Origin of the sequence: Streptomyces sp. NPDC101152 (genome assembly GCF_044768275.1) — a bacterium.
GTDB lineage: Bacteria > Actinomycetota > Actinomycetes > Streptomycetales > Streptomycetaceae > Streptomyces.
The window spans coordinates 1-14,948 of sequence record NZ_JBIWPO010000048.1 but is presented as its reverse complement, the minus strand read 5'-3'; the positions used below and the strand labels follow the sequence as shown (position 1 = coordinate 14,948).

Genomic DNA, 14,948 nt, shown 5'->3' with positions numbered 1-14,948 from the left:
GATCCCGGACACGTCACGGAGCGACGATGAGTACCCAGTGGAACGCGCACGACACCCGTTTCGAGACCTCGGCACGGGGCCGTGCCGTCCTGGCCGATCCCCGCCTGAACCGGGGTACCGCCTTCACCGCACAGGAACGCCGGGACCTGGGCCTGGACGGCCTGATCCCGCCGCGGGTGCTGACCCTGGACCAGCAGGCGAAGCGGGCCTACGACCAGTACTCGGCCCAGCCCACCGACCTCGCCAAGCACGTCAACCTGACCGCCCTGCACGACCGCAACGAGGTGCTGTTCTACCGGCTGCTGAGCGACCACCTCTCGGAGATGCTGCCCATCGTGTACACGCCGACGGTCGGCACGGCCATCGAGCGCTACAGCACCGAGTACCGGCGCCCGCGCGGCATCTATCTGTCGGTCGACGCCCCCGAGGACATGGAACGCGCCCTGCGCGCCTCGGGACTGAGCGCGGAGGACGTCGACCTGGTCGTGGCCACCGACGGCGAGGCCATCCTCGGCATCGGCGACTGGGGCGTGGGCGGCATCGACATCTCGGTCGGCAAGCTCGCCGTGTACACCGCCGCGGCCGGCATCGACCCGGCGCGCACCCTGGCCGTCGTCCTGGACGTCGGCACCAACCGCGAGCAGCTCCTCGACGACCCCCTCTACCTCGGCAACCGTCATCCCCGGGTGGACACGGAGACGTACGACGCGTTCATCGAGCGGTACCTCACCACCGCGGAGCGGCTCTTCCCGGACGCGCTGCTGCACTTCGAGGACTTCGGGACGGCCAACGCGCGCCGCATCCTCGACCGGTACCGGGGCGAGCACTACGTCTTCAACGACGACATCCAGGGCACCGGCGCGGTGAACCTCGCCGCCGTGCTGTCCGGCGTACGGGCCAGCGGGACGCCGCTGCCCGAGCACCGGGTCGTGGTCTTCGGGGCCGGTACGGCGGGTATGGGCGTCGCCGACCAGATGCGGGACGCGATGGTCGCGGAGGGCCTGAGCCGCGAAGAGGCGACCGCCCGCTTCTGGGCCGTGGACCGCTACGGCCTGATCACCCGCGACCAGGACGGGCTGCGTGACTTCCAGGCCCCCTACGCCCGGTCCGCCGAGGAGGTCACCGACTGGCAGCGGGACACGAAGGTCGAGGGCATCTCCCTGGAGGAAGTGGTCCGCCGGGTCCGCCCCACCGTGCTGATCGGCACCTCCGGACAGGGCGGCGCCTTCACCGAGAGCATCGTCCGGGAGATGGCCGCGCACACCGAACGCCCGATCATCCTGCCGATGTCCAACCCGACCCGGCTGGCGGAGGCCGTGCCCTCCGAACTGCTCGACTGGACCGACGGTCGCGCGCTGGTCGCGACGGGCAGCCCGTTCGAGCCGGTGACCAGCGGCGGGGTCACCTACGAGATCGGCCAGGCCAACAACGCGCTGGTCTTCCCCGGCCTGGGTCTCGGCGCGATCGTCGCCCGCGCCACCCGGGTCACCGACGCGATGCTCTCGGCCGCGGCGCACGCCGTCGCCGAGCAGGTCGACTCCACCGAGCAGGGCGCTTCCCTCCTCCCCCACACCAGGGACCTGCGACGTACGTCCTGTGCTGTGGCGGTCGCCGTGGCCCGGGCCGCGGCCGCGGACGGCGTCGCGCGGGAGAACGTCGACGACACCATCGAGGAGCGGGTGCGGCAGGCGATGTGGGAGCCGGTGTACCGACCCGTGGTCGCGGTCTGAGCGACGGGGAGTCCGCTCACGATGACCACCGAGACGACCGCCCCAGAGGTCCCGGCGCGCCGGGCCGGGACCCGCGACGACGACCGGCTCCTCCCGCCGCTGCTGACGCTGACCCTGCTCAGCGGTGTGATCGACGCGGTCAGCCTGCTCGGCCTCGGCCATGTGTTCGTGGCGAACATGACCGGCAACCTCGTCCTCGGCGGCCTGGCACTCGCGGGCGCACCGGGGACCTCCCCCGCCGGCCCGCTGGTGGCTCTGGGCGGCTTCGTCGTGGGCGCGCTGCTGGTCCGTACGGTGGCGCCCCGGCGGGTGAACCACCGGACGCTGCTCGGGCTGTGCGCGGCCCTGGAGGCGGCGCTGTTCGTGCCGGCGGCGCCGGCCTGGTCGTACGACAGCGTCGAGGCGCCCGCGCTGCTGCCGATCCTGCTGTGCGCGGTGGCGCTGGGCATGCAGAACGCGGCGGTCAAGCGGCTCGGGGTGTCCGGCCTGACGACGACGGTCATGACGAGCACGCTCACGGGCCTGATCGCCGGCCGCGCGGAGGAACGTGACCCGGCCACGTCCCGCCGCCAGACCCTCAGCGTCCTCACCCTGGTCGCCGGAGCCGCACTGGGCGCGCTCGCCGTGCGGCTGTACGGCACCCGGTGGACGTTGGCGGCGGTGGCGGCACTCGCCGTGGCCGTGGCGGTCACCGTGTTCGCCGGGCGGGCGCGGGGGCCGGTCGGTCGGCGAGCCTGCGGACGGCGTCGACGAGGTGGTCGACGTCATGCGCCGTGGTCGCGAACGAGGTGACGAAGCGGACGACGCCGGGCTCCCAGCGGTCGTGGTAGAAGGCGTAGCCGTCGGCGAGGAGTCCGTCGATGACAGGCTGCGGCAGCCGGCAGAAGACGATGTTGGCGTCGGCGGCGCCCAGCAGTCCCACGTCCGGTATGGCCTTCAGGCCCGCTTCGAGGCGAGCCGCCATCGCGTTCGCGCGGGCTGCGTTGCGCAGCCACAGGTCGTCGGTGAGGTAGGCGTCGAGCTGCGCCGCGTGGAACCGCATCTTGGACGCGAGCTGTCCGGCGCGCTTGGCGCGGAAGGACAGTTCGGCGGTGAGCGAGCGGTCGAAGACGACGATCGCGTCGGCGGTCATCGTGCCGTTCTTGGTGGCCCCGAAGGACAGCACGTCGACGCCGGCCCGCCAGGTCATGTCGGCGGGGGCGCAGCCGAGGGCGGCGACTGCTCCGGCGAAGCGCGCCCCGTCCATGTGCAGGCGCAGCCCGGCCTCCTTGGTGATGGCCCCCAGGGTGCGGATCTCCTCGAGGGTGTGGACGGCACCGGTCTCGGTGGCCTGGGTGACGCTCACCACGGACGGCTCCACGCTGTGCACGTCCCCGGCCTTGTGCCGCACGGCCGCGCGCAGCCGGTCGGGCTCGATCTTGGCGTCGGCGCCCTCGAGCGGGACGAGTTTCGCGCCCGCGGTGTAGAACTCCGGCGCCCCGCACTCGTCGTTGTTGATGTGGCTGTCGCGGTGGCACAGCACGCTGCCCCAGGGCGGGGTCAGCGCGGCCAGGCTCAGCGCGTTCGCGGCAGAGCCCGTGGACACCGGCAGGACGTCGACCTCGCGCTCGAAGACCTCGCTCAGGCGGCGCCGGACGGCGGCCGTGCTGTCGTCGGCGCCGTAGGGCAGGGCCTGCCCGGCGGCCACCCGGCACACGGCCTCGATGATCTCCGGGGAGGCGCCGGCGGTGTTGTCACTGCTGAAGACGTGTGCTGGGGGTGACATCGTGCTCATGGTCCTGGTCCTCGCGGCGGGGTGTCGGTGATCGCGGGTCATGCGGCGGGGTGGCGCGGGTCCGCGGCATGGATGAGCTGGCGCAGCGCGCCGTAGTAGACCTCGTGGTCGGTCAGGGCGGGCACGATCGCGGCCAGGTGGCCGGTCAGCAGCGGGAAGTCCTCCGGGTCGAGGGCGGCCAACGCCGTGCGGGTGGCGGCCTGGGCGCTCCTCGGATCGCGGTGGTCGACGAAACCGGCGCTGCCGAGGGTCAGCAGATACATCCGCCGATAGGCGGTGATCGCCGCCCGCGGGGTCATTCCGGCGGCGAGGCTGTCGGCGAGCTGCGGCTCCACCAGGCGGGCCAGCAGGTGCGGGCCGAGCCACGGCCGCGTTCCGCGCAGGGCGAGCAGTCCAGGTCGGGCCGCGAGCAGTTCGTACAGCGCGGTGAACCGGGTCTCGGTGGCGGTGGCCCAGTCGGTGCCGGGCTCGACCTCGGGCAGTCGGGCCGCCACGTGGTCGACGCACAGGTCGAGCAGTCCGGCCAGGTCCGTGCAGCGCCGCTGCAGGGAGGCGAGGGAGATCTCCAGCCGCGCTGCCAGGGCGCGGAAGGTCAGGGCCTCGGGGCCGGACTCGTCGACCAGCCCGAGGGCGGCTTCGGCGATGCGCTCGGGGGTGGCGCGGTCGAGGGACGGGGAATGGCGGGGCACGCGGGTCATCGTACGGTACGTTGTATCGAAAATGCTCCGGAGGGCTCGCCCTCGCCCGCCGCTGACCCGAATCTATGTCCGGCGTTCATGGGCGGGCAGCACCAGGCATTTCCCACCGGGCGCGGCGGTCACTAGCGTCGGTCGGGTGAGTGAGACAACCGGGACCGTCCCCCGCCAGGAAGCCGCGATCACCGTGCTGGGCGGGCCGACGGCCGTCATCGACCTCGGCGGTCTGCGCATCGTCAGCGACCCGACCTTCGACGAGCCGGGTCCCCAGGGATACCTCACCAAGACGGCCGGGCCCGCCCTCGACGAGGACGCGCTGGGGCCGGTCGACCTCGTGCTGGTGAGCCACGAGGCGCATCCCGACAACCTCGACGAGCGGGGCCGCGCGTTCGCGAAGGCCGCCCCGCTGGTGCTCACCGGGCCGGTGGCCGCAGGACGGCTCGGACCTGCCGCCGTCGGTCTCCCGCCGTGGACCGGCCACTCCGTGCCCCGTGCGGACGGCGGCGGTGAGCTGACCGTGCTGGCGGTCCCCGCGGTCCACGGCCCCGAGGACGGCGAACGCGACGCCGACGGCAACGTCAACTGCGAGGTCACCGGGTTCGTGCTGACCGGGCAGGGACTGCCCACCGTGTACGTCAGCGGCGACAACGCCTCGATCCGCACGGTCGCGGAGATCTCCCGCCGGGTGCCGGACGTCGACGTGGCCGTCCTGCACGCCGGAGCCGCCCGCGTGCCGGCGAAGTTCGACGGCCGCCCCCTGTCGCTGGACGGCCGCGCGGCTGCCGCGGCGGCGGCCGTCCTGGGCGCGGACACGGTGATCCCGGCCCACTACGACGGCTGGGCGCACTTCTCCGAAGGGCTCGCCGAGATCGAACTCGCCTTCCACGAGGCCGGACTGTCCTCACTGCTGTGCACGGCGCCCCACGGGACCTGGGTGCGACTGCCCAGCTGAACCACCGACACCGGCCGACAGGCCGGTCACCGACGATCAAGGAGAGACACGCATGCCCTTCTTACGGATCGACCTCATCCGGGGACGTCGCCCCGAGGACATCAGGGCGATCGCCGACGCGGCGCACCGCGCGCTCGTGGACGATCTGGCCCTCCCGGAGCGGGACCGGTTCCAGGTCATCACCGAGCACGAAGCGGACCACGTCATCGCCCTCGACGCCGGTCTCGGCTTCGAGCGCAGCGACCGGCTGGTGATGATCCAGATCTTCACCCGGTCGGGGCGCAGCACCGAGGTCAAGCAGAGCGTCTTCCGCGCCATCGCCAAGCAGCTGGAACCCCTCGGGATCGCCGGCGAGGACGTCTTCGTCGGCATCATGGAGAACGGCCCGCAGGACTGGTCCTTCGGCTTCGGGACCGCCCAGTACACCGAGGGCCTGCCGGCCGTGCCCGGCCGCTGACCCCACCCGTCGATGTCAGTCGTTCAGTGCCGTGCGCAGAGCGGTGGCCATCAGGTCGATGGCCTCCTTCCCGGCCGGCACCGGGCCGGTGTGGGTGAAGTAGTGGTCGACCCCTTCGAAGAGGCGCTCGGTCACCGGTACGCCGGCGGCTTCGAGGGCCTTGGCATAGCTCGCGCCCTCCTCGCGCAGACGGTCGTACTCGGCCGTGAGCACCAGGGCGGGCGGCAGTCCGGCGAGGTCGTCGGCCAGGCCGGGCGAGACGAGCGGATCAGTGAGGTCGGCCGGGTCGCGGACGTAGGCCGCGGTGAAGATCCGCATGAGCTGGGGTGTCAGCAGGGGCTTGGCGATGGGTGACTGCTTGGTCGCCGGGTCGGCGAGCTGGTCCAGCGGCGCCGAGTCGAGGATCTGCAGCCGGGGCGTGAAGGTTCCGCGGTCCCGGGCCAGCCGGCAGACGGCGGCGGTCAGGTTCCCCCCGGCGCTGTGTCCGCCCACGGCGAGCCGTGAGCCGTCCCACTGGTGGGCGGCGCCGTTCTCGACGACCCATGCGGTGACGTCGTACGCCTGGGTGACCGGTGCGGGGAACGGCCGCTGCGGGGCGACGGCGTAGTCGACGTTGATCACGACACAGCCGGCCTTGGCTGCCACATAGCGGCAGATGTGGTCGTCCTGCTCGGGACGGGCGACGACGAAACCGCCTCCGTGGAAGTTGACGTACACGGGGGCAGGCGCCTCGGCGGTCGTCGGCGGACGGTAGACGGTGCAGGTCACCGGACCGGCGCCGGTCTCCACCCGAAGGGATTCGGTGCGCTTCGGGATGTCGGTGAACCGCAGGTCCTTGTGCACGCGGCTCATCACGCGGCCGAGCAGCAACTGGATCGCTCGCGCCTGGATTCCGGGGCTGAACGGCATGACTGCACACCTGTCCCTACAACGTTGAAATAACAGGAATCCTGATAATGGCCGCTGTTCCCGCCCCACGCAATGGGCGGGCGTCCGGCGAACGGCCCGAACGCGGCAGGGGCGGTACCGGCGATCCCGGTACCGCCGCCCCTCGATGCGGTCAGAGCAACTGGAGGCCAAGCGGCCCTCGCTAGCCGGACGTCGTCGCGTCCGGGTTGCCGTAGTAGGCGTCGGGGCCGTGTTTGCGGGTGTAGTGCCGCTGGAGGAGGTGCGGGGGCGGGGGTGCCGTCGGGGACAGGGACAGGGTGTGCAGGGCCATGTCGGCTACGGCCTCGCAGATGATCGCGTGTTCCAGGGACTTGCGGGCCGTGGCGCCCCAGGTGAAGGGCCCGTGGTTGGCGACGAGGGCGGCCGGGACCTCGACGGCCTTCCGGTCGTCCTCCTTGAGCATGTCGACGATGACGCGGCCGGTGTTGTACTCGTAGTCGACCGCGCACTGCTCCGCCGTGAGGTCGGGGGTGCACGGGATCGGCCCGTTGAAGGTGTCGGCGTGGGTGGTGCCGAGCACCGGTATCTCCCGGCGGGCCTGGGCGAAGGCGACGGCGTGCGTGGAGTGGGTGTGGGTGACGCCTCCGACGGAGGGGAAGGCGAGGTAGAGACAGCGGTGGGTCTCGGTGTCGGTGGAGGGGCGCAGGTGGCCGTCCACGACCGCGCCGTCCGACAGCCGTACCGTCACCAGGTCGTCGATGGTCAGGTTCTCGTAGGCGACGCCGGAGGGCTTGATGACGAACACCCCGGCCTCCCGGTCGACGCCGCTGACGTTGCCCCAGGTCAGGGTCGCGAGACCGGCCTTGGGGATGTCCAGGTTGGCCGCCAGGACCTCTTCGTGCAGGCTCGCCATCACAGGGCCTGGGCCAGGCGGTGGTAGGCGGCGTTCCAGCGGATCTCCTTGGCGAACTGGTCGGTGGTGGTGTTCTCGTCGATGGTGAGCAGTTCGACGCCGGTCATCGCGGCGAAGTCGGTGAGGGTCTCCAGGTCGACGGCGGAGCTGAGGACGGTGTGGTGGGGGGCGCCGGCCAGCAGCCAGCTCTCCGCGGACTCGGCCAGGGAGGGACGTGGCTTCCACACCGCCCGGGCGACCGGGAGATGGGGCAGGGGCTGGCTGGGGGCGACCACGTCGACGGCGTTCGCGGTCAGCCGGAAGCGGTCACCGACGTCCGACAGGCCCACCACGACGGCGGGGCCGGGAGCGGCGTCGAAGACGAGACGGACGGGGTCCTCGCGGCCGCCGATGGACAGCGGGTGGATCTCCAGGCTGGGGCGGCCGGCCGCGATGGAGGGGCACACCTCCAGCATGTGGGCGCCCAGGATGCGGGGCTCGCCCGGGCCGAGGTGGTAGGTGTAGTCCTCCATGAAGGAGGTGCCGCCTTCCTTGCCGGCGCCCATCACCTTGAGGGTGCGCAGCAGCGCGGAGGTCTTCCAGTCGCCCTCGCCGCCGAAGCCGTACCCGTCGGCCATCAGCCGCTGCACCGCGAGACCCGGCAGCTGGCGCAGCCCGCCCAGGTCCTCGAAGTTGGTGGTGAACGCGGTGAACCCGCCCTCGGTGAGGAAGGTGCGCAGGCCCAGTTCCTGGCGGGCGGCGTACAGGAGGGAGTCGTGGCGGATGCCGCCCGGCCGCAGCGCGGGCACCACGTCGTACGACGACACGTACTCGGCGGCGAGTTCGGCCGCCGCCTTGTCCTCGACGGCGTCGACCACGGCGACCAGGTCGTTGACTCCGTAGGTGTTGACCGAGTAGCCGAAGCGCAACTGGGCCTCGACCTTGTCGCCCTCGGTGACGGCGACCTCGCGCATGTTGTCGCCGAAGCGGGCCAGGCGCAGGGAGCGGGCCGCCTGCCGCCCGGCGGCGGCCCGTGCCCAGGCCGCGACCCGGCCGACGACCCGGGGGTCCGTCGCATGGCCGGCGACCACCTTGCGGCTGACGCCGACCCGGGACTCGATGTGCCCGAACTCGCGGTCGCCGTGGGCGGCCTGGTTGAGGTTCATGAAGTCCATGTCGATGCTCGACCAGGGCAGCGACAGGTTGTACTGGGTGTGCAGGTGCAGCACCGGCCGGTCCAGGGCGCTGAGCCCGGCGATCCACATCTTGGCCGGGGAGAAGGTGTGCATCCACACCATCACCCCGGCGCAGGCGTCGGAGGAGTTGGCCTCCAGGCACAGCCGCCGGATCGACTCGGCGTCGGTGAGCACCGGCTTCCACACGATCCGCAGCGGGATCTCGGCGGCCTCGTCCAGACGCTCGGCGATCTGCCGGGACTGGTGGGCGACCTGCGCCAGCGTCTCCTCCCCGTACAGGTGCTGGCTGCCCGTGAGGAACCAGACCTCCTGGCTGTCATAGGGCTGGGCATGTGTCGTCATGGACGTTCCTTTCACAAGATCACAAGATGGCGGGATCGCGGGCTGGTCAGGCGGAGGCCTCGGCGCGCAGCCGGCGCAGCCGGTGCATGACGTCGTTGGTGCCCCGCCCGAAGTAGTCGTGCAGCTCCCGGTACTCGGCGTACAGCCGGTCGTAGGCCGCCGCGCGTTCCGCGTCCGGCTGGTACACGCCCCGGTCCGCCTTGCCCATGGACCGGGCCGCCGCCTGGATGTCGGCATAGGCTCCGGCCGCCACCGCCGCGTGCATCGCCGCGCCGAGGGCGGGCCCCTGGGCGGAGCCGATGACCCCGAGGGGGCGACGGGTCACGTCCGCGTAGATCTGCATCAGCAGGGCGTTCTTCGTCAGACCGCCGGCGATGATCAGCTCGTCGACCGGCACTCCGGACGTCTCGAACGCCTCGATGATGGTGCGGGTGCCGAACGCGGTGGCCTCCAGCAGGGCGCGGTAGACGTCCTCCGGCCGGGTCGACAGCGTCTGCCCCACGATCACACCGCTCAGATCGTGGTCGACCAGCACCGAGCGGTTGCCGCTGTGCCAGTCCAGGGCGATCAGGCCGTGCTCGCCGACCTTCTGCCCGGCCGCGAGGGCCGTCAGGTGCTCGTGGGCGTTGCGGCCGAGCGCTGCGGCCTGTTCCGCGTAGTCCGCGGGGAAGCCGGTGCGCACGAACCAGCCGAAGATGTCGCCGACGCCGCTCTGCCCGGCCTCGTAACCCCACAGGCCCGGCAGGATGCCGCCGTCCACGACCCCGCACATCCCCGGCACCACGCCCTGCTGGTCGGAGCTCATCACATGGCAGGTGGAGGTGCCCATGATGGCCACCATCTGCCCCGGGTGCACCGCCCCGGCCGCGGGAGCCGTCACATGGGCGTCCACGTTGCCCACGCACACCGCGATGCCCTCCGGCAGCCCCGTCCAAGCCGCCGCCTCGGCCGTCAGCTGCCCGGCCTTCGCGCCCAACGCGCCGATCGGGTGCTCCAGTTTCTCCGTCACGAAGTCCGCGAAGGCGGGGTTGAGTGCCTCCAGGTAGTCCCGGGACGGGTAACTGCCGTCCTGGTACTGGCCCTTGTAACCGGCGGTGCAGGCGTTGCGGACGTACGTGCCGCACAACTGCCACACGATCCAGTCCGCCGCCTCCACCCAGCGCTCGGTACGCCGGTAGACCTCCGGGTCCTCCTCCAGCAACTGCAGCGCCTTCGCGAACTCCCACTCCGAGGAGATCTTCCCGCCGTACCGCTGAAGCCACGGCTCCTTGCGCTCCGCGGCCAGCGCGTTGATCCGGTCCGCCTGCCCCTGCGCCGCGTGATGCCGCCACAGCTTCACGTACGCGTGCGGACGGTCCGTCAGATCCGGCAGCTCGCACAACGGCGTACCGTCCGCGAGCACCGGCAGCACCGTGCACGCGGTGAAGTCCGTGCCGATGCCGATGACCTGCTCCGGCGGCACACCCGCGGCCGCCAACGCCTCGGGTACGGCGGCGCGGAGCACGTCGACGTAGTCCGAGGGCACCTGCAGGGCCCAGTCGGGCGCGAGCCGCGTACCGTCCGGCAGTTCCCGGTCGAGGACCGCGTGGGTGTAGACGTGCTCCGCCGACGCCAACTCCGCGCCGTCGCGCACCCGGACCACCACGGCACGTCCGGACAGGGTCCCGAAGTCGACTCCCACGACGTAGGACTCCTGGTCACCGGCCGTCTCGTCTGCGGCGTTCACCATCAGCCTCCTCCACACAGAGGTATTCGATATGTCGTTCATTGTTCGATGTTCTGAAGACGCCGAGGCGCGGCCGCGTCCGGACCGGCGGAGCCGGGCGGCGTGCTAGCTCCGGCTTCTGCCGAAGTAGCGGGCGCGCGCCCGGTCGAGCAGGATGGCGACGCCGAGCACGGCTCCCTGCACCACCTGCTGGTCGTACGGGCTGACCTTGAGCGCGAGCAGACCGTTGGTGATGAACTCCAGCAGGATGGCGCCGGCCGCGATGCCGGCGATGCGGCCCTCGCCGCCGGACAGCGACATGCCGCCGACCACCGCGGCGGCGATCGCGGTCAGCTCCCAGCCCGCGCCGACCGAGGGGTCGGCCACGTTCATCCGGCCGATCACCAGGATGCCCACGACACCGGAGAGGGCGGCGCTGGCGATGTAGGTGGAGGTGATCCGGCGGGCGGTCGGGATGCCGGCGAGCCGGGCGGCCTCCTTGTTGCCGCCGACCGCGTAGATCTGGCGGCCCACGTAGGTGCGCTCGAGTACGAACCAGGCGACGACGGCCGCGCCGACGAAGAACAGGGCGGGGACCGGGATCTGACCGATGTAGTACTGGCTCAGGCTGCTGAACATCGGGTCGAGGTTGTTGATGGGCGAGCCGCTGGTGATGGCGAGGGCCATGCCCTGTGCGACCGTGTAGGTGACCAGGGTGATCACGAAGGGCGGCACGTTGAGGCGGGTGACCATGATGCCGTGCCAGAGGCCGACACCGGCCGTGATCAGCAGCGTGACCAGGATGGCGAGGGGTGCGGGCATACCCTCGTTCACGTTCATCCAGCCGGCCAGGATGCCGGCCAGGCCGGCCAGCGCGCCCACCGACAGGTCGATGCCGCCGGTCAGGATGACCAGGGACTCGCCGATCGCCAGGATGCCGACCTGGGCGAGGTCGCGCCCCATCACCTGGAGGTTGCCGACCGCCGTGTAGGTGTCCGCGTTGGCCGCGATGCCGACGAACACCAGCACGCACGCGATGATCACACCGGCCTCCGGGGAGGCGGCGAGCTTGCGGGCGAGGCCGGCGACGGCCGGGCGGGAACTCGGCTTCACCTCGTCGGGGGCGAGCGTGCTCTGCGCGCTCATGCTGTGGCTCCGTTCGTCAGTTGTTCCTGATCGGGCAGGTCACGGTCGGCGGTCTCCGCGTCCAGGGCGGACGTTCCGGCCGCGGCCGTCATGATCTGTTCCTTGGTGGCGTCGGCCCGGTCGATGACCGTGGCGACCCGTCCGCGGTTCATCACCGCGATGCGGTGGCAGATCCACAGCAGTTCCTCCAGCTCGGAGGAGGCGACCACCACCGCCATGCCCTGTTCGGCCGCCCGGTCGATCAGCTTGTAGATCTCCGCCTTGGCACCCACGTCCACGCCGCGGGTCGGCTCGTCGAGCAGCAGCAGGCGCGGCTCGGCGGCGAAGGCGCGGCCGAAGATGGCGCGCTGCTGGTTGCCGCCGGACAGGGAGCCGATCGGCTGCTCCACCGACTGCATCCGCACGTTGACGTTCTCGGTGATCTTCCGCGCCTCGGCGCGCTCCCGGCCCGGGCCGAGCAGACCCCGGGTGCTGATCCGCTTGAGCACCGATACGACGACGTTGGACCGGATCGAGGCGAACAGCACCAGGGACTGTTCCTTGCGGTCCTCGGGGATCAACGCGATCCCCGCCGCCACACCGTCCCCCGCGCCGCGCGGGTGGTAGGACTCGCCGCCCAGCCGCATCCGGCCGCCCGTCGAGGGCTGAGCGCCGGCGATCGTGTGGACGAGGCGGCTGCGGCCGGAGCCCATCAGCCCGGCGACGCCCAGGATCTCGCCCTCGCGCACCTCCAGGTCGACCGGTCCGAGGCCGTCCGCGGTCAGACCCTCGACCTGCAGCAGGACCGGGCTCGTCGCGGGCGGTGCCTTCGGCTCGCCCTGGGCGACCTCGCCGCCGACCATCTCCCGGATCAGCCGTTCCTCGGTGGCCTCGGCGGGCTCGAGGTCGGCGACCAGCCTGCCGTTGCGCAGCACCAGGATGCGGTCGCTGATGTCGCGCACCTCGTCGAGGCGGTGCCCGATGAACAGCACGGTGCCGCCGCGTTCGGCGAGTTGCCGGGCCAGGCCCAGCACCATCTCGGCCTCGATGGGGCCGAGCGAGGAGGTCGGCTCGTCCAGGATCAGCAGCTTGGGCTCGCGGCCCCAGGCCTTGGCGATCTCGATCATCTGCCGGGTCGGCACCGGAAGGGTGCGCACGTCCCTGGTCACCGGGATCGACGCGGCGGACAGACCGATCTCCGCCAGCATCGCCTCGGCCTCGGCCCGCTGCGCCGCACGGTCCACGAGGAACCGCCGCCTGGACTGTCGCGGACGGCGGCCCAGCAGGAGGTTCTCCGCCACGGAGAGCTGGCCGACCAGGGGGAACTCCTGGGAGACCATGGCGATGCCGAGCTGGCCCGACGCCTCGGTGGACCCCGCCACCAGGGGCTCGCCGTCGATCAGGATCTCGCCGCCGTCCCGGTGGACCGATCCGGCCAGCGTGCCCATCAGCGTCGACTTCCCGGCGCCGTTCTCGCCGACCACGCCGATCACCTGACCGGCGTACAGGTCGAGTTCCGGCAGGTCGAGGACGCGGACCGGTCCGTAGGACTTGTGGACCCCCCGCAGCCGCGCGGTGACCGCGCGGCCGGGGGCGTTCTTCGTGGCCGTCATGCTCAGCCGATCCCGAGCTGCGACTCGAGGGACTGGTAGTCGCTCAGGTCGGACTTGGTGACCAGGCCCACGCCGGAGCTCAGGGTGGAGCCGTCCTTCTCCAGGTAGGGCTTGACGAGCGCCATCGTCTTGTCCTTGCCGAGGACCTTCTCCGCGGCCAGGATGTAGGCCCCGGTGTAGCCCTGCTGGTACGGCATCTGGACGACGGTGCCGGAGATCACGCCGGACTGGATGAACTTCAGCGTCTGGGCGTCGGAGTCGTCGGAGACGATGTGCACCGAAGCGGTCTTGCCCGCCGAGGTCACCGCCTGCGCCAGCGCCGGGCCGTCGTAGGAGTAGACGCCGTACAGGCCGTTGACGTCCGGGTTGTTGGCGAGGATGGTCTCCGCGTCCGACGTCGCGGTGCTGGCCTGGAGGTTGTCGTTGACCTTCTGGGCGACGGTGATCTGGGTGCCCTTGAGGGCGTCCTCGAAGCCCTGGATGCGCTGGGTGGCGTTGGACGCGGTGAGCGAGCCGACGAGGATCGCCACCTTGCCCTTGCCGCCGAGGACCTGCTTCATCGCGGTGCCCGCCTGGAAGCCGGCGGTGTAGTTCGGGGTGCCGAGGTAGAGGGAGGCGGCGTCCGTGCCCGGCAGCGGCGAGTCGATCGCGAGGACGCTGATGCCCTTCTGGACGTCGGTGTGGATGGTGCCCGCGGCCGAGGTCGGGTCGATCGCCGAGATCGAGTAGCCGGTGACGCCCTGCGAACGCAGGGTCTCCAGCTCCGAGTTCTGCTCGGTCAGCTTGCCGTTCGGCGGGGCGAAGTAGGTGCACTTGCTCTTCGAGATGCCGAGGTCCGAGCAGCCCTTGAGGAAGCCGACCTGTCCGGCCTTCCAGTAGTCTGCGGCCACGTTGACGACCATCGCGATGTCGACCTTGGACAGGTCCTTGCCCGCCAGGGCGGACTTCAGCGCGGCGTCGAGCTTGGCGAGGTTGGCCTGGTTGAAGGTGACCGAACCGGCCAGCGTGACCGGGGCCGCCTTCGCGGGTGCCGACGAACCTCCCGAGCCGGAGGAGGAGCCACCGGCGTTCTTGGAGCAGCCGGCGGCGGCGAGGGAGATGAGCACCGCGGTCGCGGCGGCCACGGTACGGGCTCGTCTGGTACGGATCATCGTTGATCAGCGCCCTTCTAGGCGTATCGGTAAGCGGATGTCGCCCGCGGACCGGCCGGGGCACAGGGGTGCCTGGAGACCGGGGACGCTTGTGGTCCAGTCCGGAGCGGTGGATGAGAGAGGTGTGGTGGTCGCCGTGGTGATCGCGTGGGGACGGACGGCGGTGGATGGGTTCCTGACGGTGGGTCAGGAACCGGGGGCCAGCCGCTCGAGCGGTGGCCGGACCGACGCCGGTGGTGCCGGCGGGCGGTGGATCCTTTGTCGCGGAGGGTGGTGACGGGCCGTCAGGCCCGCCGGTGTCAGGCCATGGAGACTCCCTCTGTCAGGGACCGGGGACGGGTGGCGGAGGTGCGGACGACGAGGGTGGGCGGGATGACGATGTGCGGGATCTCCTCGGCCGCCGGGACTCCCGTGTCGGGGTCACCGAC

At 71.6% G+C, this 14,948-nt stretch carries 13 protein-coding genes; 4 read left to right on the top strand and 9 right to left on the bottom strand.

Annotated features, from left to right (window positions below):
* Positions 1 to 26: 26 nt before the first annotated feature.
* Positions 27 to 1,730 carry an NAD-dependent malic enzyme gene (locus ACIRVK_RS36875; protein ID WP_404255020.1) on the top strand — a complete coding sequence of 568 codons (1,704 nt, stop codon included), beginning with the start codon at positions 27 to 29 and terminating at the stop codon, positions 1,728 to 1,730.
* Positions 1,731 to 1,751: 21 nt separating this feature from the next.
* Positions 1,752 to 2,522, top strand: a complete 771-nt coding sequence (locus ACIRVK_RS36870) for a YoaK family protein (RefSeq protein WP_404255018.1) — start codon at positions 1,752 to 1,754, stop codon at positions 2,520 to 2,522.
* Here ACIRVK_RS36870 and ACIRVK_RS36865 read toward each other — a convergent pair.
* Both ACIRVK_RS36865 and ACIRVK_RS36860 read right to left on the bottom strand, forming a co-directional pair.
* Entirely contained in the window at positions 2,419 to 3,504 is a 1,086-nt protein-coding gene (locus ACIRVK_RS36865; RefSeq protein WP_404255016.1) for a threonine aldolase family protein, read from the bottom strand. The two genes, ACIRVK_RS36870 and ACIRVK_RS36865, sit on opposite strands and share 104 nt — an antisense overlap.
* A 38-nt stretch (positions 3,505 to 3,542) precedes the next feature.
* Positions 3,543 to 4,202, bottom strand: coding sequence for a TetR/AcrR family transcriptional regulator (locus ACIRVK_RS36860; protein ID WP_404255014.1), 660 nt, complete (start codon positions 4,200 to 4,202; stop codon positions 3,543 to 3,545).
* Between the two features lie 136 nt (positions 4,203 to 4,338).
* Between ACIRVK_RS36860 and ACIRVK_RS36855 the strand changes: the two genes are divergently transcribed.
* A complete protein-coding gene (locus ACIRVK_RS36855; RefSeq protein ID WP_404255012.1) occupies positions 4,339 to 5,151 on the top strand; it encodes an MBL fold metallo-hydrolase in 813 nt (270 codons plus the stop codon).
* Between the two features lie 52 nt (positions 5,152 to 5,203).
* Positions 5,204 to 5,608 carry a tautomerase family protein gene (locus ACIRVK_RS36850; RefSeq protein ID WP_404255010.1) on the top strand — a complete coding sequence of 135 codons (405 nt, stop codon included), beginning with the start codon at positions 5,204 to 5,206 and terminating at the stop codon, positions 5,606 to 5,608.
* A gap of 15 nt (positions 5,609 to 5,623) precedes the next feature.
* Here ACIRVK_RS36850 and ACIRVK_RS36845 read toward each other — a convergent pair whose 3' ends face one another.
* The 7 genes from ACIRVK_RS36845 to ACIRVK_RS36815 all read right to left on the bottom strand — a co-directional run bounded on the left by ACIRVK_RS36845 (position 5,624) and on the right by ACIRVK_RS36815 (position 14,520).
* Positions 5,624 to 6,517 (bottom strand): alpha/beta hydrolase, encoded by an 894-nt coding sequence (locus ACIRVK_RS36845; RefSeq protein WP_404255008.1) that lies wholly within the window; start codon positions 6,515 to 6,517, stop codon positions 5,624 to 5,626.
* A 181-nt stretch (positions 6,518 to 6,698) separates the two neighbouring features.
* Positions 6,699 to 7,409, bottom strand: a complete 711-nt coding sequence (gene araD / locus ACIRVK_RS36840; protein WP_404255006.1) for an L-ribulose-5-phosphate 4-epimerase AraD — start codon at positions 7,407 to 7,409, stop codon at positions 6,699 to 6,701.
* The gene (gene araA, locus ACIRVK_RS36835) at positions 7,409 to 8,926 is read right to left on the bottom strand and encodes an L-arabinose isomerase (protein ID WP_404255004.1); all 1,518 of its coding nucleotides are present in this window, start codon (positions 8,924 to 8,926) and stop codon (positions 7,409 to 7,411) included. Before araA ends, araD begins: the two co-directional genes overlap by 1 nt.
* A gap of 46 nt (positions 8,927 to 8,972) precedes the next feature.
* Positions 8,973 to 10,655 (bottom strand): ribulokinase, encoded by a 1,683-nt coding sequence (gene araB, locus ACIRVK_RS36830; RefSeq protein WP_404255002.1) that lies wholly within the window; start codon positions 10,653 to 10,655, stop codon positions 8,973 to 8,975.
* Between the two features lie 102 nt (positions 10,656 to 10,757).
* The gene (locus ACIRVK_RS36825) at positions 10,758 to 11,777 is read right to left on the bottom strand and encodes an ABC transporter permease (protein WP_404255000.1); all 1,020 of its coding nucleotides are present in this window, start codon (positions 11,775 to 11,777) and stop codon (positions 10,758 to 10,760) included.
* Entirely contained in the window at positions 11,774 to 13,369 is a 1,596-nt protein-coding gene (locus tag ACIRVK_RS36820) for a sugar ABC transporter ATP-binding protein (protein WP_404254998.1), read from the bottom strand. Before ACIRVK_RS36820 ends, ACIRVK_RS36825 begins: the two co-directional genes overlap by 4 nt.
* Before the next feature lie 2 nt (positions 13,370 to 13,371).
* Entirely contained in the window at positions 13,372 to 14,520 is a 1,149-nt protein-coding gene (locus ACIRVK_RS36815) for a substrate-binding domain-containing protein (RefSeq protein WP_404254996.1), read from the bottom strand.
* Between the last annotated feature and the right edge of the window lie 428 nt (positions 14,521 to 14,948).

Bases quoted from the DNA above. Each gene is read 5' to 3' on its own strand.
- ACIRVK_RS36875 (WP_404255020.1), top strand. From the start codon at position 27: ATGAGTACCCAGTGGAACGCGCACGACACCCGTTTCGAGACCTCGGCA.
- ACIRVK_RS36870 (WP_404255018.1), top strand. From the start codon at position 1,752: ATGACCACCGAGACGACCGCCCCAGAGGTCCCGGCGCGCCGGGCCGGG.
- ACIRVK_RS36865 (WP_404255016.1), bottom strand. From the start codon at position 3,504: ATGAGCACGATGTCACCCCCAGCACACGTCTTCAGCAGTGACAACACC.
- ACIRVK_RS36860 (WP_404255014.1), bottom strand. From the start codon at position 4,202: ATGACCCGCGTGCCCCGCCATTCCCCGTCCCTCGACCGCGCCACCCCC.
- ACIRVK_RS36850 (WP_404255010.1), top strand. From the start codon at position 5,204: ATGCCCTTCTTACGGATCGACCTCATCCGGGGACGTCGCCCCGAGGAC.
- ACIRVK_RS36845 (WP_404255008.1), bottom strand. From the start codon at position 6,517: ATGCCGTTCAGCCCCGGAATCCAGGCGCGAGCGATCCAGTTGCTGCTC.
- araD (WP_404255006.1), bottom strand. From the start codon at position 7,409: ATGGCGAGCCTGCACGAAGAGGTCCTGGCGGCCAACCTGGACATCCCC.
- araA (WP_404255004.1), bottom strand. From the start codon at position 8,926: ATGACGACACATGCCCAGCCCTATGACAGCCAGGAGGTCTGGTTCCTC.
- araB (WP_404255002.1), bottom strand. From the start codon at position 10,655: ATGGTGAACGCCGCAGACGAGACGGCCGGTGACCAGGAGTCCTACGTC.
- ACIRVK_RS36825 (WP_404255000.1), bottom strand. From the start codon at position 11,777: ATGAGCGCGCAGAGCACGCTCGCCCCCGACGAGGTGAAGCCGAGTTCC.
- ACIRVK_RS36820 (WP_404254998.1), bottom strand. From the start codon at position 13,369: ATGACGGCCACGAAGAACGCCCCCGGCCGCGCGGTCACCGCGCGGCTG.
- ACIRVK_RS36815 (WP_404254996.1), bottom strand. From the start codon at position 14,520: ATGATCCGTACCAGACGAGCCCGTACCGTGGCCGCCGCGACCGCGGTG.